This is a genomic window from Thalassotalea agariperforans, from assembly GCF_053470345.1.
In genome coordinates this window covers 196347-218893 of sequence record NZ_JBQMWH010000001.1, presented here as the reverse complement: position 1 = coordinate 218893, position 22547 = coordinate 196347, and the positions used below count along the sequence as shown (strand labels likewise).

Below are 22547 nucleotides of genomic sequence, written 5' to 3'. Positions count from 1 at the left end.
TATGAATAAATTATTATCACTAAAAATAAGCAGCATAATCGCCACATTAACTTTGATTAATGCCTGTAGCTTATCGAATCAGGATGTGACTAAAAATTCACAAACACTTGATTATATTAAATCAAGTGCGATCCCCTACAACCAGCTTGTTACAAAAATTGGCCAAGAGCCGACTTGGCAACAAGTATTAGCGACAGGGCAACTGAACCCGCTGGAGTCTTTCACCACCAAAGGCGTGACTGGTAAGAAAATTGATATTAACAATGCCCTGATTGAACAAGGGCCTTATGGCAATATCCCGATCGCCTCTGCCAAACGTAAAATGCTTATCCATGCCGTTGGTAACCCGAGCATTCCAGATGAAGATTTTCATAAATGGTCACGTTGGTATCAAGAAGACGGTAACACTCAAATATTCCGACTGTTCAAGGATGAAGAAAATGTCAGTAATAAGCGTAAAAAAGCCGCTCGTATCGAAGCCTTTAGTCCAAGCTATAGGTGGATGCCTGAGCCTAATGTGTGGCGAGAATTTAGTGCTCGCTTTACCGTTTTAAAATCAGCCGGTTGCGCAGCACCACATATGTGCTCAATTTTTCAAGCTAAAGGCAATAATGTTGATCACTGGTCTGTCATGCTACGCGTAGATGCTAATGGTGATTTATGGTTTTCACCTCGTCATGGCGCAGCCTATGTTAACAATCGTCCGGGAACACTTATTTCTATTGGCAAAAATGTACTCGGTAGACCTTTTGATATGAAAGTTAGAGACAATGGCTTGAATTACGAAATGTATATTGACGATAAATTAGTTGGTACCGGTGATTGGCCTAGAACGGAAGAAATTGGCTTTCGCTGGGGTATTTACTTAGGTAAATCAAGCGTTGTCGATGACATCATGGTACTAGTGACAGGCGTTACCATGAAGTAAGCCTAAAAGATAAATGACTTATAAGTGGCAGTTCAGACTCGATTAACTGCCACATATAGTCATTCATTTTGATGATAACAAGTTAGCACTATATCCCGACATAAAGAATAAGCTTGATATTGTTAAAGCATAACACCTCACCATTATGATTCAAAATGAAAGGTAATGACTAAAAATGGTTTTATATAAAATTTAAGAATGTTAGTATCAAATAAATCAATAATTGGCTAACTTTTAAAACAACTAAAATGGTAACCCTATGAATAAAATACTGACTAAGGTCACACTCGCTATTTCCATTTCTTTGAGTGTTTTCATTACTGGCTGTAATGATGAATCGGCAACGAATAAACAAACTGATCACCAACAAGCAACAGAGCAAATGGTTGATTATTTTGCTGATGATGCCTTAGGTAACCCTTTAGCTATCGTGCAACACCCTGCAGGTATTCACTATAAAGGGGTAACTTATGTTTCATATCAAGGGCCATTAGAAGATCCTTATGTAGCCGCATATAACCATGAAACTGCACAATGGCAAGGCCCTTTCAAAGCTGGTATCAGTGATATGGGCAAAGATCCAAGCAGGCCAAAAATTGATAACCACGGCAAACCAACCATGCTAATTGATGACCTAGGTTACATTCATATCTTTTTTGGCGGACATGGTGGCATTAAGGAAATACATGGAGAAAACCCATTAGGAAACCATCACTATGGTCGTAATATTCATGCCGTGTCTAAAAAACCTGGTGATATTACCAGCTGGCAAGAATTAGACACTATCCCAGTATTTGGTACTTATAACCAAGCGGTAAAAATGGACAACGGCGACATTTACCTATTCTATCGCCATGGTGCACATCGAAGTGATTGGGTTTATCAAAAATCTACCGATAGCGGCCGTACTTTTGCCGCACCAGTTTCTTTCTTAAAACATAAACGCCGTGATGATCTTAAAGCAATGGATAGCTGGTACGCATCCGTAAGCAAGGGCCATGGTGACGACATTATCATTACATTTGATTACCACCTTTGTTGGGATAACGGTGCTGGCATTAACGGTCGCGGCCACACCACTGAGCGACATGATGCCTATTACATGGCTTTCGATACCAAAAATGATACATGGCGAAATGTCACCGGTGAAACATTAACTATTCCAGTAACTCGTGAAGTTGCCGATGAAAAAACCTTGGTAGCTAGAACAGGTGACGGTAACTGGACATTTAATGGCTCAGTGCATTTAGATGAAGAAGGAAACCCACATATCGCCACCAATATTGGTAAAGATATCGGATTAAAATGGGGTGGTCCAAAACAAACCACATACTATCGTTGGACAGGTAAAGAATGGCTTGGCGGTAAGCCGGTGAGCACAGTTTCACGAACAGATAACACCGATTCTCGTGGTGACTTTATCGTGAAATCCCCAACAGAGGTAACGTTTGCTTTAGGTTATGAAGAAAAAGTACAAAGTGGTGATGGTAACGATGCTGTTATTGCCTACTTCAAGACAACTGACGGCGGCGAAAATTTCGTTAAAGATAAAGAGTTATTACGCCGTAAAGGTGCCACTTGGGCATTAACTGCAATTATTGAAAACGCACATCCTGAGGCACAAATTATTGTCGCTGAAAAAACAGCAGATACGCCTTGGAGCAAAGTTTACCTTGTTGGTGAAAATGGTCCAATTCCACGACCAGCTGCAGAAGCTAACATTCTGAAAAAATAATAAAAAAAATAATAACAATAACTTTCTAATAACTAGTTTAACAATAAGGAAAAAAAATGCGCTACCTCAAGCAAAACTCGGCGTTAGCCCTGTTCAAGCCTCGCTCGATACTTTCGGCTGTTGTCTGTTCAACCCTGCTCCTATTAACCACAGCTTGTGCTGATTCACCAACACAAACAGCTAATACTGAAGCTGCTAAAGAACAAACTCCACCCAATATTCTACTTATTTTATCTGACGATCATGCTTGGAACGATTACGGCTTTATGAGCCATGAAATTGTTAAAACGCCAGCATTAGATAAATTAGCAAATGAAGGTGTCACCTTTAAACGAGGTTATGTCCCAACATCACTTTGCCGACCATCATTAGCCACTATTGCAACAGGCTTGTACGCTTTTCAACATGGCATTACCGGTAATGATCCATCACGTAAATTACCCGGCGGCAAAGGGGGTGAATTATATGAACAACAACGCGAAGAAATCATTAGTAAAATAGATCAACTACAAACCTTACCTGAATTATTAAGAGACAAAGGTTATGTCTCATTTCAATCAGGTAAATGGTGGGAAGGTAGCTTCAAACGAGGTGGTTTTGATCAAGGCATGACTAGAGGCTTCCCTGAAAAAGGAGGTCGTCATGGTGACGACGGGTTAAAAATTGGCCGTGAAGGGTTAACTCAAGTCACCAACTTTATTGATCAGTCAGCTGCGGCTAACAAGCCATTTTTAGTATGGTACGCTCCATATATGCCGCATGCACCGCACACGCCGCCTGCACGTATTTTAAATAAATATACCGATAAAGGTTTACCTATTTCCATTGCCAAATATTATGCAATGATCGAATGGTTTGACGAAACGAACGGCCAGTTATTTGACCACCTTGAGAAAAAAGGTTTAAAAGATAATACCTTAGTTGTTTATGTTTCTGATAACGGCTGGGTAACCAACCCAACAAAAACAGGACGTTTTTTACCGCGTTCAAAACAAAGCCCTGGTGAAAGCGGCGTAAGAACGCCAATTATGTTTTCATTACCGAGCCAATTTAAAGCACAAATGCGCCCTGAAGTTGTCAGCAGCATTGATATTGTACCAACCATTTTAGGTGCCGCAGGTATTGATGTACCAAGCGAACTTCCGGGTATTAATTTATTTGCTAACATGAAAGAACAAACACCCATTAACCGTGACGCTATTTATGGTGAAGGCTTTGCTCATGACATGGATGACTTAAACGATCCTGAATCAACCCTTCTATACCGATGGGTAATAGCAGGAAAGTGGAAGTTAATTTTGAGTTATGACGGTAAAAATGTCAGCTATCAAGAATATCATAAAGATGTATTAGCTGGACCACGCCTATACAACCTGCTTGAAGATGAACATGAAGAAGTGAATTTGGCAGCAGAAAAGCCTGAATTGGTTGCCCGCTTATCGCAAAAATTACTTGATTGGTATCCCGTAAAAACCCGTAAAGTGTTAGCAAAATAACGTTACGCTACATAGTAATACCATTCCGTATAAGCTAATAAAAAACGCCGTGATGTTAATTTCATCACGGCGTTTTTACTTCAAATTACATTTACATCCTTAAAAACTCATGTTTTATTCTGTGAAAAACATTAATAAAACACTTCAACTTGATAGTTACCAGAGCTAAACAATCCTTCACCAAGCAAGCCAGTATTAGCATCAAACGCCATGACTTCGCCATTAACGGTTACCGTTTTTGCGGATTTACCTTGTGATAATGGCAAGATCACTTTCGCTTCACTGTTATGAGGAATCGTTATAGTAAGCTTCACGCTTTCACCGAGTACTTGTGTTGCACTTACTAATACAGCTCCTTTAATCGTTGGAATTTTACCTTCGGCAAACGTCAAATTAGCTAATTTAGGTGCTATTTCAAATTGCTTAAAACCAGCGGTTAACGGTTTAACACCTAAAACGTAACGGCCGACAATATTACCCGGTACTGCGCCCCAAGCATGGTTCCAGTCTTGGTTAGGTTTAAAGGCATCATCCCAAGCTTCTAAAGTAATGGTTGAGCCAACACGGATCATGTTGTACCAACTACGTTTAGTTTTAGCCGTCATTAAAGATAATGCATAATCTGGCTCATCGGCGAGGTATAAAGCCTCTAACAAGTACTGAGCAAAATAAACACTACCTGCCATGCCTTTTTCTTTGATCAGTTTAATCACGCTTGCTTGTCGCTCTGATGGCACTAAACCAAACGCTAGTGCCGCAACATTGGCATGAAAACCACTGTGTGTTGAGCCTTCACCATCAAGGTAAACACCTAAATCTTGACGATAAAACACATTATTAAATGCGCTGTATACTTGTTTAGCACGGGTATGATAAAACTGGTAGTCTTCCTGTTTACCTAAGGCTTTTGCCATGTCAGCCATTTGTGTTAAGTTCAAATAATGAAAGGCATTAATAACAGCGTTGACCGGTTTAAAGTCAAAGTTGTCACGTTCAGTTACTGGCCAGTCAACAATATCACGGTTTTTTGGAGGTCGAACTTTTTGATCAGGAAACGAAACCAACAAACCGTCCGCTCTGGCAAATTGCTCTAAGGTTTTTTCTTTTTTGAAAGTGGCAAAGTGATGACGCATTGATTCAGTATCACCTGTGTACATCCAATCTTGCCATGCCATCATAATAGAATGTTGTTTCCATTCGGTTGGCCAAGTTGGGTGTTCAAGTAAATATTCATGAGAGTATCTAGCTAGCGAGTATTCACTATCAACTAAATAATGTGATAATTGATTAATGTAAGCATCCGCTTCATAAGGAATACGTTCACGATCACCATCAACATAAACGCCAGCAAAACTAGTGGCTTTCATGCTGTATTTAGACAAATCCCAAACAGCATTTAAGGTGTCATCACTTGAAGTAAAATGTGCTGCGTGTTCATCAAACGGATAATGTACGACTATTTGTTGTGCATTGATCTCGCTAAGGGTTAAATCACCAGCATCAATTTCGATATAACGAAATGGCGCAATACGACCAAAACGCGCAGGAATAACAATGGCTTTATTTGGTTTAGTATTACGAATATCGCGTGGTGGATTAACACGGTAAACATCACTTTTTGCATTAACAGCTAATGGCACCGAATAATATCGAACACTTGATCGTTTATCTAAATCAGAAATAATGCCGTGCTCATTTCCACGCTCGCCAAAGTGAACGGTAATATCGCCCGCTTTATCACTGGTTAGCCCTAAATCAAGATAGCCAAAGGCACTTTTGCCAAAATCAATAAGGTATCGACCCGATGGCAATTTTTTTATCGAACTTGCCGGTACAGGCGTCGCTTCTAACGCATAACGTGTTGTACCGCTATCTAACTGATTAGCCATAGTTAAAGTTTGTGGTTGTGACCATGCGCTTTCGATCGCGTCTTGAGTGGAATTAGTTAACCAAACTTTAACCCGCCATTGGTAGTGCTGATTAGCTAACAAAGGCTGCCCCATGTACGAAATAGCCGTTGAACGTGCTGACTTCACTTTCCCTGAATTCCACATTACTGCCGGCTGATTACTATTATTTAATTGCCAAAGTTCTATTTGGTAGGCGACTTGTTGAGCTGGTGCTTGCTCGCCATATATCGCCCATGAAAATTCCGGTTCAGCGTCACGAATATTGGTTAATTTCGCCCCTTTTAACAACTCGGTACGTAATTCAGTAGGTTGATAAAAAACCGCTGAATTAAGTTTAGGAAGCTGCTGACAACCTTGTGCTAACACGCTTAATAAAATAAATTTAACCATGAGGTTAAATGTTAAAAAGCCTTTTTTATTGAACAACTTTTTGAGGAACATGTTACGGATAAATATCATATTTTTCCCTTTATTATTATTTACAACGACTTAAAAAAAGGTTGTTATCATCAAATATAATAACAACCTTTAATTTTAACTTTACCAACTACAACCCGATTAAAAGGTTAAATAACCGCTGTTACTGCCAGTATTTGCTTGTACTTTATAAGTTTGGTAGCTCAAGTGTTTACCACTACCTAAATACATTTCTGTTGGTTTTTGTTTGCTATCAAGTGTGATCACCGCAAATTGACCTTCGAAGGTAATGCCTGTTGATGGGTCTTGGTATATATCAGTAATATTTTCTTGTAACAGGATATATTGCGTCAGCTGCTTACCTTCAACATTAACTTTCACTTTCACCCCTTTAAAAACCCCATCGCTTATCAAGCGTTCAACCGATTGAACAGCATAGCTTTCACCTTCAGTTAGCGATTCATAAACCACTGCATACGGGTTAGTCCATGTTTCACCATGATGTCTTAACAAAAAGGTCGGCAACGGCTTTTTATTATAAGGTTCTGCTGCGCCATAAGCTTTTGGCGCTTTTACTTGGGTAATTTCAATATTTAAACCCGCCGGAATTAGCGCGCGCATTGCAATATCTTTATTACCTAATTTAGAGGCAGTAAATGTTGCTTCATATTGCTGTGTCGAAGCCGCTTTAGTTTTTACATCATCAAAAAAATGCCAGCCTGGGTGTTGATACGTTTTATGTTTTTCCCAAGAAATTTTTGCCGATGCTTGATAGCGATTTTCATCTTTTTTCAGCTTAACGCTATCACCATGAGAAGTGATTTCTAAACGGTCACCAATGTTATGATAAACATAGTCATGAAACTCTTGTTCGGTATCACTTTTTGCTCTAAAAATATCAAGATAGTAGCCCTTAGTTTCTGACAATTTAATTAACGCTAACGTTCTTTGATGTTGTGCTGGCGCCACTAAATTAAATTCATCATAAAATGATGAAGTTGAAAAAGAATGATTAGGTGAAACACCGGCATCACCGGCCGCAGGTTCCATCACTTCAGACTGCACTCGATTAATACCTAAATTAATCCAACCATCTTTAGAAGCAGAGGCGCCATTACTGATCACGGAATTATGCGCAGAAAACAAGCGATAATAGTTTTCATGAATATTGGTGGTATATGTACCTTTACCACCATCAATACCTAACACATAGCCTTGACCATAAAGTTCCATATCCATGCCTGAAGCATGACCATGAATATAAGAGCCACCCGCGACAAACCCCATTAAGCTATTTTTAACCGGGTTTTGTTGGCTGATATTGCGTTGAATATTCATACCCGCGTATTCTAAGCGTTTTGTACGTGGTCTAGGTGGTGTTACATCAACCTCGGCAGTGCTTTCAATTTTGTTTGCAAACCATAACAATTGCAGTGGCGTGTAATAAGGGCTAGCACCATATGAGCGGTTATGCAGATGACCGCGATCATAAAAACCTTTTTTAATACTTGAGGTTAAATAATTACTGAAGGTTTCTTCTTGTTGTTTGTTGCCATTTAGCTTTGCTAATAACAACGACATTTCAAAGTCCGCATAATCAATTTTATATGTGCGATGACCGTCACCAATATAAGGGTAGTCGTCATTAGGAAACTGCAAATTATAATAAGAAGTAAATGCGCCAGGAATATTGGGGTATTTTTGACCTAACTTTAAAGAACTATCGTAACGGTCTAATAGTGTCATTAAATAAACCGTAAAGCCGGCAACATGACGTGAATATTGAAAAGATTCAGGCCAAATATCCCCTTCTGTTGCAAAATGTTTAGCAACTGTGGCTAAAGAAGCCTGATGCTTAGTGTCAATATGGGTGTAATAAGGTAAATAGTGCTCAATGGCTTTTTTATCGTCTAACGCTAAAATATTATTAATTAAACTTGATGACTCTAATACTGGCCAGTTTGAATCTAACAAGCCTTTATTTAACGCCAACCAAACATAGGTTTTAAAAACATTTTGGCCTGCTTCAAAATCAAAATCCGTCAGGCTAGCTGAAGCTAAGTTGTATACTTGGCCACCCGCTTTTAAATAAGGAGCAACAAAATCATAAATAATCGGTAGTTGAGCGCCAATTACCCGTGCTTCATATAAATGGTCTTTTGGAAACATCCAACCAGAATTCATGCCACCACTTTTTTGCACTTCTAATTGCTGTAATGCATTAATAAAAGTATGAAGAATATCTGCACCACAAGTAGCATATTTAGTTTCTTGGGTAAGATAATACAATACGCCACAATCAACACCATCTTGTAAAGATTTCACCACTTGCGTTAGCTGTTCTTTAGTACCGCCGTTTTCAATTCTAAAAAACGGTAATGTCGGTGCTTTACTTTTATCTTTTTGCCAAATTAAAGGTAGGCTTTGCGTTAATTTTTCACCGCGCTGTTTTTCACCTTTAACCGCTTGCTTTTCAACACGATGTTTCAGTTCATCAAATAATGATTTAGCCCAAACTTCATTATCAATTTTTTCTAAAATTTGCGCTCGTTCTGCTTTTTTTACCCAAATAGCTGGGCGCTCAATTTCAGCTGCCACAGTGTTAACAGTAAATAATGAAAAAGCGGCAAGAGTTATTTGGGTGATTTTTTTAACAGGTCCCCCCTGTTTTAACACGCTAGGTAAGTGATGTTTAATCTTGGTTACTAACATTGTAACTTCCTATGGAATAAGGCTGTTGCTAATTTATTAACCGCAATTTAACACCAAAATAAACAACTATAAAGCAAAACCGCTCACTCAAACCTAACAAAAAACCAAAATATGACTTATATTGATTAATGTTTTTTTATGATAGGGGTATCAATTTTTATTTTTTTTGTCTCTTCTATACAACAACAAAAATAACACCAGTGTCTTAATAACAAATAAAATAATAATGAGTGAATACTATGATGATATTTTCGAAACACAAAATTGCGGCAAGTTTATTAGCACTAACCTCAGTATTAACTACGAATGTTAGCCAAGCCCATGGTGATAATACTGATCACCACAACGCAACAACCAATTACCAAGTATCACCCCATTGGCATGATCTAGCTAATGGTCAGCAAAAAATAGGTAAATCGCATGGTGAAATAGATGTGGCTAAAGACGGTAAATTTTATGTTAGTACCATGTCAGATAAAAACACCAAAGGAACGATTCGTATTTATTCAGCAAGTGGTGAATATTTATCAGATGTGCCTAATGCCCCTGATGATTTTCATGGTTTTGTTATTCATCAAGATCAATCGAAACAAGAATTTATTTATGGTGCGCAACTTAACAAAATGCGCTTAATAAAAATGAGTTTAGACGGCGAAATAGTTATGAATATTGATGCCGTTAAAACGGTACCAACGCAATATCATGCTAGTGGCCGAGATAAAAAAAATAGAATTAAATCACCTTTAAAACTGACTGCAATAGCGGTAGATGCAAACGATAATATGTATGTGGTTGACGGCTATAGCCTAGATTACATTCACAAATTTGATGCCAGCGGTAATTATCTAAAAACGTTTGGCGGACAAGATGCGCCTTATCAATTTCGTAACTGTCACAAAATTCACATTGACCCTCGTTTTACGCCTAATCGTTTAATGTGTACCGATCGGATAAATGGTCGTTTGGTGCACATGAATCTTAATGGCGAACTTATCGGTGATTACGCCACTAACTTACGCCGTCCTAGTGCGGTTGATTTTTATGGCGAACTTGCCGCCGTTGCTGAAATTAGTGGTCGCGTAAGCTTAATTAACAAACAAGGGGTAACGGTTAAGACTTTAGGTACCAATGACATCAAAGAAGAAATCAATACCAATGTAACAAAACCCGAAAAATGGCGTGAAGGTGTTTTTACCGCACCTCATGGTATTACCTTTGATCATCAGGGTAATTTATTTATTACCGAATGGAATGTTTGGGGACGTATTGTCCGCTACGACCTGCAAGCAAAGTAATTTATTTAATATACAGGTAAAGCACAATGAAAGTTGTGCTTCTTATAATAAAAAAACGAAAGTTCGGTAACAAAGTATGAAACGTAAACATGTTTATATAACCATTATTAGCTTGGTTTCCCCTCTATTATTAAGTGGCTGTTTTGAAAAAGAGAAAGCCGTTGAATCGACAATCTCATTCAATCACGATATTCGCCCTATTCTTAATAAAAGCTGTACAGGTTGCCATGGCGGGGTCAGTAAACAAGCCAATGTTTCTTTTATATATCGAGAAGAAGCCCTTGGCCGTGGTCACTCTGGCAGGTTAACCATAGTACCAGGTGATCCTGATGCTTCAGAATTAATCGCCCGTGTTGAATCTGACGACCCGAACATTCGTATGCCTTATAAAGGCGCTAAATTACCGGATCATGAAATTCAACTGTTACGAGATTGGATAGCACAAGGCGCAAACTGGCAAGAACATTGGGCGTTTATTCCCCCGAGCCCACAAACGGTGCCAGAGGTTGAAAATAAACAAGTCATTAATAATGACATTGACGCTTTTTTGGAAGCTAACTTAGCTGCTAATGGTTTGTCATTAATGCCAAAAGCAAACAAACAAACCTTATTACGTCGCTTATCATTTGATTTAATTGGCTTACCACCAACACCGCAAGAAATTGATGATTTTTTAGCGGATAACAGCACTAATGCTTATGAAAAACAAGTTGACCGTTTACTCGCTTCCCCCCGTTATGGCGAGCGCTGGGCAGCCATGTGGATGGACTTATCTCGATACGCCGATAGCCATGGTTATACCCGCGACGAAGAACGTGACAGCTGGCCTTATAAACAATGGGTGATTGAAGCGCTTAATGCGAACCAGCCTTATGATCAATTTATGATCGAACAACTCGGTGGCGATTTAATGCCAAATCGCAGTTTAAAAAATATTCTCGCCACCGGATTTCATCGTCAAACCCCAACTAATAGTGAAGGGGGAACTGATGATGAAGAATTTCGTATGGTCGCTGTCATGGACCGAAATGCCACCACTTGGTCAGTACTCAATGCCATGACCATGAATTGCGTGCAGTGTCATTCACACCCCTATGACCCCATTGAACACCATGAATATTATGCATCACTTGGCTTTTTTAATACCAGTAAAGACGCTGATTACCGCGAATATGATCCCTTATATAAATACGCAAAAAAGGACGATGAAAAACAACTCGCATTTGAACTACAAGAACAGCTTACCAAAATACGCGAACATGAAGCCAAGCAAGCGGTTGAGTTATCGAAACAAACTGAGCAGTCATCTCCTTGGCAACAACTTACCATTGAAAGTGCTCTAGGTGATGAATACCGAGGTTTAGCCGCTTTTGTTAAAAAAATGGAAGACTCTAATGCCAAGTTAGTTGAAGAAGGCAAACCGCCAAGCAAATATCATTTAACCTTAATTAAAGTAGGTAATGCGCGATTAAAAGAACTGGCAGATAACAATCAAAAGGTCAGAGCATTTGAAACTAAAAATGGCGAATATTTCGATGCCGGAAAATATGAATTACGCCTTTATTATCACTTTATAAGTGCGGCGGCTCAGCAAGAAAAATCTATTTCCGCGATCCGTTTAAATGCGATACCACAAAACCCAGAAAAAGCTCGCCATACACCTGAGCCTCATTTTCAGGCCGACGACGTAAAGTTTTATCTAGTCAAACCTGATGGCAGCAAAGTACAACTTGCCATTAAAACTCACATGTCGAACAGCACCGAAGTGATGGATAATCAATTATCCGCGCTAAGTAAGCTAAGTGGACTCAATAACAAAGAAGATAAAGGCTTAGAAGCTGGTAAAGGTGTCGGTTGGTTTGCTCATCGACTCTATTTACCTCGTTGGAGTGTTGCTGTATTAGCCGAGCCACTGACGCTTAAACCGGGTGAAAAAATTGAGGTTGAAGTTGAACAAATGCAAAAAGGCATTCGCGTTGATAGCTTACAAACTCGCTTGCACCGCGTACGTATAGAAACAACCAATTTTGACGGCTGGTCACAATATGCAAACAGCGATACCCGCACCGCCAATATTGATGAATATGGCAAGTTAAAAAAACAACTTAAGGCTATCGACGGTTACCTCATGCCAGTGATGTTAGAGCAAGACAACTGGGATAAACGTGCTATTGCTAAATTTGACCGCGGCAATATGACCAATAAAGTCGGTGATTTATTAGCGCCGAATACGCCAGCGATATTTCCTGAATTTAACCAACAACAAAATCGCTTAGGCTTAGCACAATGGTTTTTCAAACCAGAGCAACCTTTAACCGCTCGCGTTGCGGTCAATCGTTTATGGCATAGATTATTTGGTATTGGCCTTGTTGAAACCTTAGAAGACTTTGGTGGTGCTGGTAGTTTACCGAATCATCCTGAGCTTTTAGATTGGCTAGCCCTTAAATTTCAAAACGATTTTAAATGGGATACAAAAGCCATTTTAAAACTCATGGTCATGAGCCATGCCTACCAACAAGACGCTACCGTTCAGGCTGAACGCTACGAACTCGACCCATTAAATAAATGGTTTTCACGTGGACCAAGACAACGTTTATCAGCAGAAATGGTTCGCGACCAAGCTTTAGTTGCTAGCAACTTAATCGTCAATAAAATTGGCGGTGTGCCGGTTATGCCACCACAACCAGAAGGTATTTGGGGGCATAAAGGTCGTTGGCTACATTGGTGGGAAGACGCCACCGATGAAAATCGCTACCGCCGCGCAATTTATACCTTTGTTAAACGTGCTTTTATGTATCCAAGCTTTTTAACCTTTGATATGGAAACACGTGAAATTAGCCACCAGCGCCGTTTACCCACCAACACGCCGTTACAAGCTTTAGTGACCTTAAATGATCCAGTTTATCACGAGGCTGCACAAGCGCTCGGTAAAATAATGATGAACCAAGCCAAAACAAGTGATGATAAACAAGCGATTCGCTTTGGCTTTAAACGTGTTGTCTCTCGTTTACCAAAAGAAAAAGAAGTACAGAGCCTAACATTTGCCCTGCAAAAAGTATCAGAACAAATTCAACTTGATGGGGTATCAGGTGATGATGCACAAGCATCAACTTGGACGGCTATGGGCTCAATTTTACTCAATCTCGATGATGCATTAACAAGGTAAGATCATGAAAAATTTATTTAATTCTAATGTTCAATCTGCAAGCACCCGAAGCGCTCACATTGATAAAGTATTGCAACGAGAAATAGCGCAATTAAAACGTCGAGATTTTCTGAAAAAATCAGGTTATATGCTTGGCGGTGCCGCTTTAGGCTCTATGTTTGCCAATCAAGCAACGGCGGCTGGACAAACCTTAGACTTCACCCGTCCAATGGATGCGCCTTTATCTCCCCTACCACCACAATATGCTGCGAAAGCAAAACGGGTTATCTATATGCATATGGTGGGCGGCCCGAGTCAATTAGAGATGTTTGACTATAAACCAGAATTAAAAAAATATGATGGTAGAGACACACCACAATCGTTTTTAGAAGGTAAACAATTTGCGTTTATTTCCGGCACACCTAAGTTATTAGGCCCGCAATTTCCATTTAAACAACATGGTCAATCAGGTGCTTGGATCTCAGACAGGTTACCGCATTTAGCCAAACATGCTGATGATATTTGTTTCATTAAATCAATGAAAACCGATCAGTTTAACCATGCTCCTGCGCAAGTGTTAATGCATACAGGTTCCGCTTTATCCGGCAAACCATCTATTGGCGCTTGGGCCACCTATGCATTAGGTACAATGAACCAAAACTTACCCGGATTTATCGCGCTAACCTCAGGTTTAAATGCACCTGATGGCGGAAAACAGCTTTGGGGATCTGGCTTTTTACCAAGTGTTTACCAAGGTGTGGAATGCCGAAAACAAGGCGATCCTGTGCTTTATTTAAGTAATCCAAAAGATGTTAGCCGACCGCTTCGTCGTCGCATTCTTGATGCCATTGCCGATCTTAATCAGCAAAGTTATAACACAGTTGGTGATCCAGAAACCCTGACGCGGACTTCGCAATATGAAATGGCGTACCGCATGCAGCTAGAAGCATCTGATGCCTTCGACATTAACAAAGAATCAGAAACCACATTAGAAAATTACGGTGCTGAAGTTGGTAAAGCAAGTTTTGCCAACAACTGTGTTATCGCCAGAAGACTGGCTGAACGGGGCGTGCGTTACATTCAATTATTTGATTATGCTTGGGATCATCATGGCGTAGGAGAAGCAGGTTCAGTCGACCTTGGCATACGTAATAAGTGTAAAGATATTGATCGCCCAATGGCTGCCTTATTAGAAGATTTAAAACAGCGCGGCATGCTCGAAGATACTTTAGTGATTTGGGGCGGCGAATTTGGTCGCACACCGATGCGCGAAAACAGAGCCGGACAAGACATGCTTTTTGCTGGTCGAGATCATCACACAGATGCCTTTACCATGTGGATGGCAGGTGGCGGCGTAAAAGGTGGTTACACTCATGGAGAAACTGACGAACTTGGTTATGAAGTGGTAAACGACAAAGTTGAAATAGCCGACTTACACGCCACCATTTTATATTTACTGGGTTTTAATCATTACGATTTAAATTATCGCTTCCAAGGGTTAAATCAGCGATTAACTGGGGTTGAACACCCTCAAATTATTTCCCAGATTTTGGCGTAAAGAGGTTTTAAACAAAGATGAATTTCAAAACGTCTGAACAAAAGCTCAGCGCTAAAAGCTATTTTTGGCTGGTAGCTTTATTAAGCTTAATTTGGCTTTACTTATATATTCAAAGTAAACCGGCTTGGGTACAAAGCATCAAAGAGCAATTAGGGTTAAGCCCTGTATTAGTAGCTAAACAAGACTCTTTTTACAATAGCCGCATTGATCCTATTATGGAAAAATATTGTGCCGCTTGTCACGATGACAATAAAGCAAAAGGAGAATTGCGTTTAGACAGTTTTCGCCAGTTAACCTTTTCCGGTAAAAGTGGCGCTGATTTAACACTCGCTGAAAATAATTTATTACTTGAACGCATGAAGTTACCGGCAACAGATCGCATGGCGATGCCGCCTTTTGGTCGAGAGCGCCATACCGAAGATGAATTAGCCTTAATTGAGTTATGGTTATCAAAAGGTGGCTCAGGAAACTTAACCGAAGATGATTTTCCTGAAGCGCCAGCAAAAGCAAAAGTGATTAAATTTTATGATATTGACTGGCAAAAAATCGAAGCACAACGCTTAGCCTATAAAAAACAGGTTACAGAATTACAAACACAATATCCTCATGTATTGCACTATCAAGCGCGTACCTCACATTTATTAGTACTCGATGCTTTCGCAATGAAAAACCATTTTGATGATCAAATACTCACCCACTTTAGCCAAGCCCTAGCGCCGGTATTAATCGAGGTCAATTTAGCCAATAGCCAAATATCTGATGCTGCTATCGAACAGGTTTTAGCTATGAAAAATTTAACCAAGTTACAAATACAAGGTACCCACATTAGCCAATCAAAAATTAGTCAACTTGCAAAGCATCAAGCACTGAAAACGCTTGTGCTTGATGAAGCATTAGTCGATGAAAATCTTGCAAGACTATTTTCTCAGCAAGCAATCGAACTTATAAAAGTAAAACAAGGTTAAGTGATATGAAAAAAGTAAAAATTTGGGACGGAGCAACACGATTTTTTCACTGGGCACTTGTTTTAAACATTTTCGCTGCTTGGTACACCATTGAAAACAGACTAATAGATTTACACGAAATTTTTGGTCATTGCTTAATTGCCTTATTGGTATTTAGGGTGTGCTGGGGCTTGTTCGGCTCAAGTACAGCTCGTTTTAAGCACTTTATCGTCCATCCGATAGTTGCATTTCGCTATTTAAAACAGTCATTACGCTTACAAGTACATCACGAAGTTGGTCATAACCCCGCTGGTGGCTGGATGATTATCATCATGATCTTGGTGATTGGTTTTCAAGTGGTTTCAGGGCTGTTTAGCAATAACGATTTAGGCTTTAGTGGCGCACTTTCAGATTATGTTTCAAAAGAGATGTCAGACACGCTTACCCAATTACATGGCATTAACTTTGACATTTTATTAGCGATTATTTGGCTGCACTTAGTCGCGGTATTTTTTTATGTATTGGTGAAAAAAGACAACTTAATAAAAACCCTATTAACGGGTAAAAAACAGCTGACAAAAACGCCAGATACACCACTGTATTTTGCCCCTTTTAGCTTAGGCATTATTTTTATGTTAATTGCGGGCGTTTTTTCATATTGGTTATTTAAATAAGGGTTAAAATGGATAATATTTTTACAAAAATAACGACTCAGTTTAAAGAAAGTCATAAATCCTACAGGATAAAACTAGGTTTATTATTGTCCGCCAGCTTACTAACATCTGCCTGCCAGTTAACGGATAAAGACACTAAAAACCAAGTATCGAACCAGCAAGAACAACAACGGCCAAACATTTTATTTATTTTAGCGGATGATCACAGGTGGGACTTAATTGGTAAATACCACCCAATAGTAAAAACGCCAACACTAGATAAATTGGCCGATCAAGGCGTGTTCTTCAAAAAGGCGTTTGTTACTACACCTATTTGTGGCGCTAGTCGCGCTAGTATTTTAACTGGATTAACCGAACGCACTAGCGATTATTCGTTTCACCGTCCACCTGTATCTGAAGAAGATATGGCGATTACCTACCCTGTGGTATTAAAACAACACGGTTATACAACCGGTTTTGTTGGTAAATTTGGTGTTGAAACCTCTGGCAATATCGAGCAACGTTTTGACTATTTTAAACGTTCAAAAATGAAAAAAACCGACATTCACAAGGGTGTTGAGCGTCCACAAACCTACCACTTTGTTGAGCTTGCTAAAGACTTTATCGAACAAAATAAAGATAGTGGCCAGCCTTGGTCGTTATCAGTTAGTTTTTGGAATCCCCATGCCCTTGACCCAGATAAAGTAGATCAATACCACTACCCTGCTGAATTTGACGAGTATTACAACGACGTAACTATACCACCTGCGCCATTATCGTCGGCAGCAGATTTTGAAGCATTGCCTGACTTTTTAAAAACATCGCTTGGCCGAGAGCGCTGGCAGTATCGTTATAAAACCCAAGCCTTGTATCAAAAAATGGTTAAGCGTCATTATCGTGCCGTCAGTGCGGTAGACCGCGGTGTTGGTATGCTTTACGACAAGTTAGTTGAAGCCGGTATGGTTGAAAACACCATTATTATTTATACCGGTGATAATGGTTACTCATTAAACAACCGTCAATTGGCCGGGAAATGGTTTGGTTGGGATGAAGATTTACGTGTACCACTCATCATTTTTGATCCGCGTAATCGCAAAGCACAAGTGCGAGAAGAAATTGCGTTAAATATCGACATTGCACCGACTATTTTAGATTTAGCAGGTATCGAATTATCTAAGCGTTATCAGGGTAAATCTCTCAAACCTATTATGGCAGGTGAAACACCCGAATGGCGCAGCGAATTCTTTTTTGAGCATTTATTTTCGCCTAAAGTCTTCAAAATACCACCAACGGTTGGGGTAAGAACCGAGGATTGGAAATATGTTCGTTACTACCGAGATAAACATGAACAACTTTATGATTTAAAAAATGATCCCAATGAAGCAACCAACTTAGCGACTTCTGCCCAACATGAAAATATTTTAAACCAGCTAAGAAAAAAAACAGATGCTTACATAGATCAATATGAAGCTGAGCGTAATAATACGGTTAAACAACGTGCTTTTGATGGCAATAAAAAAACCGACTTTGTAAATGCTGATTCCAAAAATTATTAAAAACTATAGGTTTAAATATGTTCTCTTTCCAAACAGTAAACTGTTTAAAAAAATTAAAAACAATTCCTATTGGGCTATTGTTAGTTACTAGTTCATTAATGGGCTGTGTTCAACAAAATGAGACAAATAGCATAATAAATTCTCCAACGAACTTATTAACTGAAGGTAAAAACAAACCACTAAATGTCCATAACCAAACAGCACGACTGTCATGGCATGCGAATACTAAGCAACAAGCTTTTTATCAAATTCAGGTTGCTAGCAGCGCAGAAGTTTTAAGCCAAAACAATGCTGATTTATGGGATAGCGGTAAAGTTCAAGGTAAACAATCACTCAATATTGCTTACCAAGGTAAACCTTTAACAAGTAACGATAGTGCTTTTTGGCGTGTACGTGTTTGGCAAGTTGATAACACTAAGCCTAGTGCATGGAGTGCCGCCGCTTATTGGCAAATGGGCTTACTAAACAAAACCGATTGGCAAGCCAAGTGGCTTCAAGTTGCCACTCCAACAATTACTGAAATAACCCCTGAAGTTAATCAATGGGTAAGCTTAGTGGGCACGGTTGAAAAGGAAGAAGGTGGTTTTAAAACTCCAGCAATTGCCCCCTTAAAAGTGATGCCGACAGCCAGCTTATTTCGCCATGAGTTTGCTATTGATAAACAAATCACTTCAGCAAGATTACACAGCACAGCCGGTGGTTATTATGAGCTATTTATCAATGGTAAAAAAGTGAAAGACCGTATCATGGATCCTGGGCAAACTGATTTTGATAAACGCATTTTATACAACACCGATGAAGTTTCAGCGTTATTAAAAAGTGGTAAAAATGCCATTGGGGTTCACTTAGGGAGCGGTTGGTATGATGAAAATATTGCTTTTAGCCGTTGGAAAAACCCTGATGCCAAAAAAGCGAATGCCCAAAAACGCACTTATTCTTTTGGCCAACCAACATTTATTGCTCAGTTAGAAATTACTTATCATGATGGCAGTAAACAAATTGTAACGTCTAATGAAGAATGGTTAAGCGCTCCGTCGCCAACAGTGAAAGAAGGTATTTTTTCAGGTGAGCTTTATGATGCCTCAAAACATATCGCTAACTGGCATAATATTGATGACAAACAAAGCTTTACTAATTGGCAAGCAGCTAAAGTATTAGCAAATTGGCCTACCAATCAATTAGTACCACAATTGTTGCCACCAATTCGTCCAATAAAAGCGATGAAACCGGTAAAAATTATGCAACCAAAAGAAAATGTTTGGGTATTTGATTTTGGCCAAAACTTTACTGGTATCCCCACCTTACACTTAGATAAACTTAACCTAACAAAAGGCCAAGCGGTATTTTTAAAATTTGCCGAATGGCAGGACGATAAAGGTAACATTAGCCAGTTAAGTGGCGGAGGCTGGGCGACACAACTTAATGCCGTTGATGGCTATATCGCCTCAGATACACAAGCATTAAGCTGGACCCCAAGTTTTACCTGGCATGGTTTTAGGTATGTCGAAATCACTGGATTAACTGAGCAACCGCCATTATCAGCATTAAGCGCGCATTTAGTGCGCAGTGATGTTGAACGTATTGGACAATTTAAAAGTTCAGATGCTTTAGTGAATCGCATACATCACACCGCATTATGGAGTTATGAAAGTAACTTGATGAGTGTGCCATTAGATTGCCCTATTCGTGAAAAAGCCGGCTGGACAGGTGATGCCCATGCGGCGCTGATCACCGGTAATTACAATTTTAATATGCAAACCTTTTGGCCAAAATATTTAGGTGATTTTCAAACAGCCGAAAACATTGCGCCAACCGTTGTACCAGGCAAGCGTACCGGAGGTGGTAAAGTTGATTGGGCTGTAGCCGAAGTATTTATTGCTTGGGAGCATTATCGTCATCACGGCGACATACAGCTGCTAGCAAACCAATATCAAAGTTTAGTGAAATACATGGATTTTGGTCAAAGCCAAATGTCGGATTTTTTAATCAAAAAAGGCTATGGTGATTGGTGTGATCCTGTCCCTGCACCTGGTACCCCACGAGTTGGCGGCCGCGGCGTACCTCAATGGACAATACCTGCGATCACCAGTACCGCTTTATTTACGCAAGCTGCAAACTATATGAGTAAAATTTCACAAGTACTCGGTAATACAGATGCACAAGCGCAATATCAAACCTTATATCAAAATTTAAGCCATGGCTTTCACCAAGCATTTTATAACCCAGAAACCGGCCATTACGGCAGTCAAACAGCCGATAGTATGGCATTGCAATTTGGTATTACACCGGTTGAATTACGACAAAGTGTTGCCGATGCCTTAAATAAAGATGTTGTCGAAAAATGGCGAGGTCACTCTTCTGTAGGTGCCCTTGGCCAAAGCTATTTATATTTATCATTAAGTGATTATGGCTATACCGACACCGCATTTAATATTTTTAAAGCAAAAGGTTATCCGGGCTTTTCTTATTTATTTGATGAACTAAATGGCACAACATTATGGGAGCGTAAAGGCGCGTTTGACCCCAGCAAAGGCCGCGGGCCAGTACGTTCATTAAACCATCCGTTTCATGGCGGTTATGACGGCTGGTTTTATCAAGGTTTAGGCGGAATTAGACCAATGGAGAACAGCGTAGGCTTTCAAGAGTTTATCTTAAAGCCAGTATTTCCAACTGAGTTAGAGCATGCTGATGTTAGCTTCACCACTGGCTACGGCGAAATAAAAAGTACCTGGCAACGTCAAGATAACGCTATTTTATGGCAATTCGAAATACCGAATAACAGCAGTGCTTGGGTGATTTTACCCAAGCAAGAAAAACAACGTTACTCCGCGGGTAAATACTCCCTTGTCATCAACCTTTAACTTATTTAAAGTTAACAAAGAGCTGAGTACATCAGCTCTTTGCTTTACAAGCAAAGTTAATTTCGCAACAAATATAAAAATAACTTTACCCATCAGTAAATAGAATTTCTATCCGTTCAGTATATGTACCACTTTAGTAATGCAAAAGGGCAATCGCGATAGTAATACCATTCCGTATAAGTTAGTAAACCCTTGAATAAACTTTTTAAGCTAATAACACCCTTACTATATATTTATTGTAAAAACCAATCTAACCTAAATAGATACAGACTAAATAAGTGCTATTCATAAAATTTCGATAAAAACTAAGGTTAGACTATGATAAAAATTCAAAGAATTATTTTTCTAAAAATACTATTTTTAGTTTTATTTTCTGCGAATAATACTTGGGCTTTAGATACCGTAAAAATCACCAATAGTGAATCAATGGCTAACGACAAGCGCTCATTACATAAAAAGGAAATTATTAAGCGTGCCCTTGAATTAACAACGCCAGAATATGGCGCTTATGCATTTCAAACAATGAATGTGGTCATGAATAGGCATAGAGCATTACCTATTGTTATTCAAGGTAAAATCAGTAATATTTATGTCGCTGCAGCTTCAGAGGAATGGGATAAAAAAACCATCGCAATTAAAATTCCCGTCCGAGCAGGGTTATTAAATTATCGGCTATTATTAGTTAATAAGAATGACTTACCAACCTTTGCTCAAGTGAAATCCTTAGATGATTTAAGAAAACTAACAGCCGGCCTTAGAGCAGGCTGGGTAACATCTGACGTTTTTAAAAAAGCCAATATTCCCCTTGTAGAAACACAAAATTTTGATGGTTTATTCTCCCTACTCAATATGCATAGGTTTGATTATATTCCGCGGGCAATATACGAAATTTTTGATGAATTATCAGCCCGTCAAAGCTTTTTACCTAATGTGGTGATTGAGCCAAGTTTAGCGATTTACTTGCCTATGCCAACCTATGTTTACGTGTCACCAGCAGAGCCTCGCCTTGCAAAAAGATTAGAAAAAGGCTTAAAAATAATGCTCAAAAATGGCGAATTGCATCAAATATTACGTAAATACTATGCCGATGATATTGAGCGCGCTAATCTCAAAAATAGAACAATCATTAGAATTCATAACCCATATTTTAAAGACCAACATTTATTATCAGATGAATCGCTTTGGTATCCGCTTTAGTTAAAATAAGGTAGCCAAAAAGAAAACACTAACAAAACCTCCAAAACTACAGATAAGAGCAATTCCTCCCTATTAGACAAAGTCTAACTGTCTATAATCAACAAATTAAATTTACAGCACAAATGATACGTTATAACATA

The 22547-nt window shown here is 39.2% G+C and carries 13 protein-coding genes; 11 read left to right on the top strand and 2 right to left on the bottom strand.

Annotated elements, in window-relative coordinates:
- The first annotated feature begins 1 nt into the window (after window position 1).
- The 3 genes from ACSLUO_RS01090 to ACSLUO_RS01080 all read left to right on the top strand — a co-directional run bounded on the left by ACSLUO_RS01090 (window position 2) and on the right by ACSLUO_RS01080 (window position 4159).
- Window positions 2-928, top strand: coding sequence for a hypothetical protein (locus tag ACSLUO_RS01090; RefSeq protein WP_448245469.1), 927 nt, complete (start codon window positions 2-4; stop codon window positions 926-928).
- A gap of 259 nt (window positions 929-1187) precedes the next feature.
- On the top strand, window positions 1188-2663 hold the full coding sequence (locus ACSLUO_RS01085) for a BNR-4 repeat-containing protein (protein WP_448245468.1): 1476 nt from the start codon (window positions 1188-1190) through the stop codon (window positions 2661-2663).
- A 56-nt stretch (window positions 2664-2719) separates the two neighbouring features.
- Window positions 2720-4159, top strand: a complete 1440-nt coding sequence (locus ACSLUO_RS01080; RefSeq protein ID WP_448245467.1) for a sulfatase family protein — start codon at window positions 2720-2722, stop codon at window positions 4157-4159.
- A gap of 131 nt (window positions 4160-4290) precedes the next feature.
- On the opposite strand, the gene ACSLUO_RS01075 is transcribed toward ACSLUO_RS01080, so the two are convergent.
- Together ACSLUO_RS01075 and ACSLUO_RS01070 are read right to left on the bottom strand one after the other, a co-directional pair.
- On the bottom strand, window positions 4291-6459 hold the full coding sequence (locus tag ACSLUO_RS01075) for an alpha-L-rhamnosidase-related protein (RefSeq protein WP_448245466.1): 2169 nt from the start codon (window positions 6457-6459) through the stop codon (window positions 4291-4293).
- Window positions 6460-6627: 168 nt separating this feature from the next.
- Window positions 6628-9198, bottom strand: a complete 2571-nt coding sequence (locus ACSLUO_RS01070) for an endo-acting ulvan lysase-like protein (RefSeq protein ID WP_448245465.1) — start codon at window positions 9196-9198, stop codon at window positions 6628-6630.
- A gap of 239 nt (window positions 9199-9437) precedes the next feature.
- Between ACSLUO_RS01070 and ACSLUO_RS01065 the strand changes: the two genes are divergently transcribed.
- The 8 genes from ACSLUO_RS01065 (at window position 9438) to ACSLUO_RS01030 (ending at window position 22407) form a co-directional block, all read left to right on the top strand.
- A complete protein-coding gene (locus ACSLUO_RS01065) occupies window positions 9438-10493 on the top strand; it encodes an NHL repeat-containing protein (RefSeq protein WP_448245464.1) in 1056 nt (351 codons plus the stop codon).
- 76 nt (window positions 10494-10569) lie between these two features.
- Window positions 10570-13659 carry a PSD1 and planctomycete cytochrome C domain-containing protein gene (locus tag ACSLUO_RS01060; protein ID WP_448245463.1) on the top strand — a complete coding sequence of 1030 codons (3090 nt, stop codon included), beginning with the start codon at window positions 10570-10572 and terminating at the stop codon, window positions 13657-13659.
- Window positions 13660-13663: 4 nt separating this feature from the next.
- The gene (locus tag ACSLUO_RS01055; RefSeq protein WP_448245462.1) at window positions 13664-15196 is read left to right on the top strand and encodes a DUF1501 domain-containing protein; all 1533 of its coding nucleotides are present in this window, start codon (window positions 13664-13666) and stop codon (window positions 15194-15196) included.
- A 17-nt stretch (window positions 15197-15213) separates the two neighbouring features.
- On the top strand, window positions 15214-16161 hold the full coding sequence (locus ACSLUO_RS01050) for a c-type cytochrome domain-containing protein (RefSeq protein ID WP_448245461.1): 948 nt from the start codon (window positions 15214-15216) through the stop codon (window positions 16159-16161).
- Window positions 16162-16166: 5 nt separating this feature from the next.
- Window positions 16167-16814, top strand: a complete 648-nt coding sequence (locus ACSLUO_RS01045) for a cytochrome b/b6 domain-containing protein (protein WP_448245460.1) — start codon at window positions 16167-16169, stop codon at window positions 16812-16814.
- 86 nt (window positions 16815-16900) lie between these two features.
- A complete protein-coding gene (locus ACSLUO_RS01040; protein ID WP_448245459.1) occupies window positions 16901-18349 on the top strand; it encodes a sulfatase family protein in 1449 nt (482 codons plus the stop codon).
- Window positions 18350-18366: 17 nt separating this feature from the next.
- A complete protein-coding gene (locus tag ACSLUO_RS01035) occupies window positions 18367-21210 on the top strand; it encodes a family 78 glycoside hydrolase catalytic domain (protein WP_448245458.1) in 2844 nt (947 codons plus the stop codon).
- A 318-nt stretch (window positions 21211-21528) separates the two neighbouring features.
- Complete coding sequence (locus ACSLUO_RS01030) at window positions 21529-22407, top strand: substrate-binding periplasmic protein (RefSeq protein WP_448245457.1); 879 nt, start codon at window positions 21529-21531, stop codon at window positions 22405-22407.
- Window positions 22408-22547 lie beyond the last annotated feature (140 nt).

Excerpts from the sequence above, each read along its gene's own strand:
- ACSLUO_RS01090 (WP_448245469.1), top strand. The coding sequence starts at position 2 with ATGAATAAATTATTATCACTAAAAATAAGCAGCATAATCGCCACATTA.
- ACSLUO_RS01085 (WP_448245468.1), top strand. The coding sequence starts at position 1,188 with ATGAATAAAATACTGACTAAGGTCACACTCGCTATTTCCATTTCTTTG.
- ACSLUO_RS01080 (WP_448245467.1), top strand. The coding sequence starts at position 2,720 with ATGCGCTACCTCAAGCAAAACTCGGCGTTAGCCCTGTTCAAGCCTCGC.
- ACSLUO_RS01075 (WP_448245466.1), bottom strand. The coding sequence starts at position 6,459 with ATGGTTAAATTTATTTTATTAAGCGTGTTAGCACAAGGTTGTCAGCAG.
- ACSLUO_RS01070 (WP_448245465.1), bottom strand. The coding sequence starts at position 9,198 with ATGTTAGTAACCAAGATTAAACATCACTTACCTAGCGTGTTAAAACAG.
- ACSLUO_RS01065 (WP_448245464.1), top strand. The coding sequence starts at position 9,438 with ATGATGATATTTTCGAAACACAAAATTGCGGCAAGTTTATTAGCACTA.
- ACSLUO_RS01060 (WP_448245463.1), top strand. The coding sequence starts at position 10,570 with ATGAAACGTAAACATGTTTATATAACCATTATTAGCTTGGTTTCCCCT.
- ACSLUO_RS01055 (WP_448245462.1), top strand. The coding sequence starts at position 13,664 with ATGAAAAATTTATTTAATTCTAATGTTCAATCTGCAAGCACCCGAAGC.
- ACSLUO_RS01050 (WP_448245461.1), top strand. The coding sequence starts at position 15,214 with ATGAATTTCAAAACGTCTGAACAAAAGCTCAGCGCTAAAAGCTATTTT.
- ACSLUO_RS01045 (WP_448245460.1), top strand. The coding sequence starts at position 16,167 with ATGAAAAAAGTAAAAATTTGGGACGGAGCAACACGATTTTTTCACTGG.
- ACSLUO_RS01035 (WP_448245458.1), top strand. The coding sequence starts at position 18,367 with ATGTTCTCTTTCCAAACAGTAAACTGTTTAAAAAAATTAAAAACAATT.
- ACSLUO_RS01030 (WP_448245457.1), top strand. The coding sequence starts at position 21,529 with ATGATAAAAATTCAAAGAATTATTTTTCTAAAAATACTATTTTTAGTT.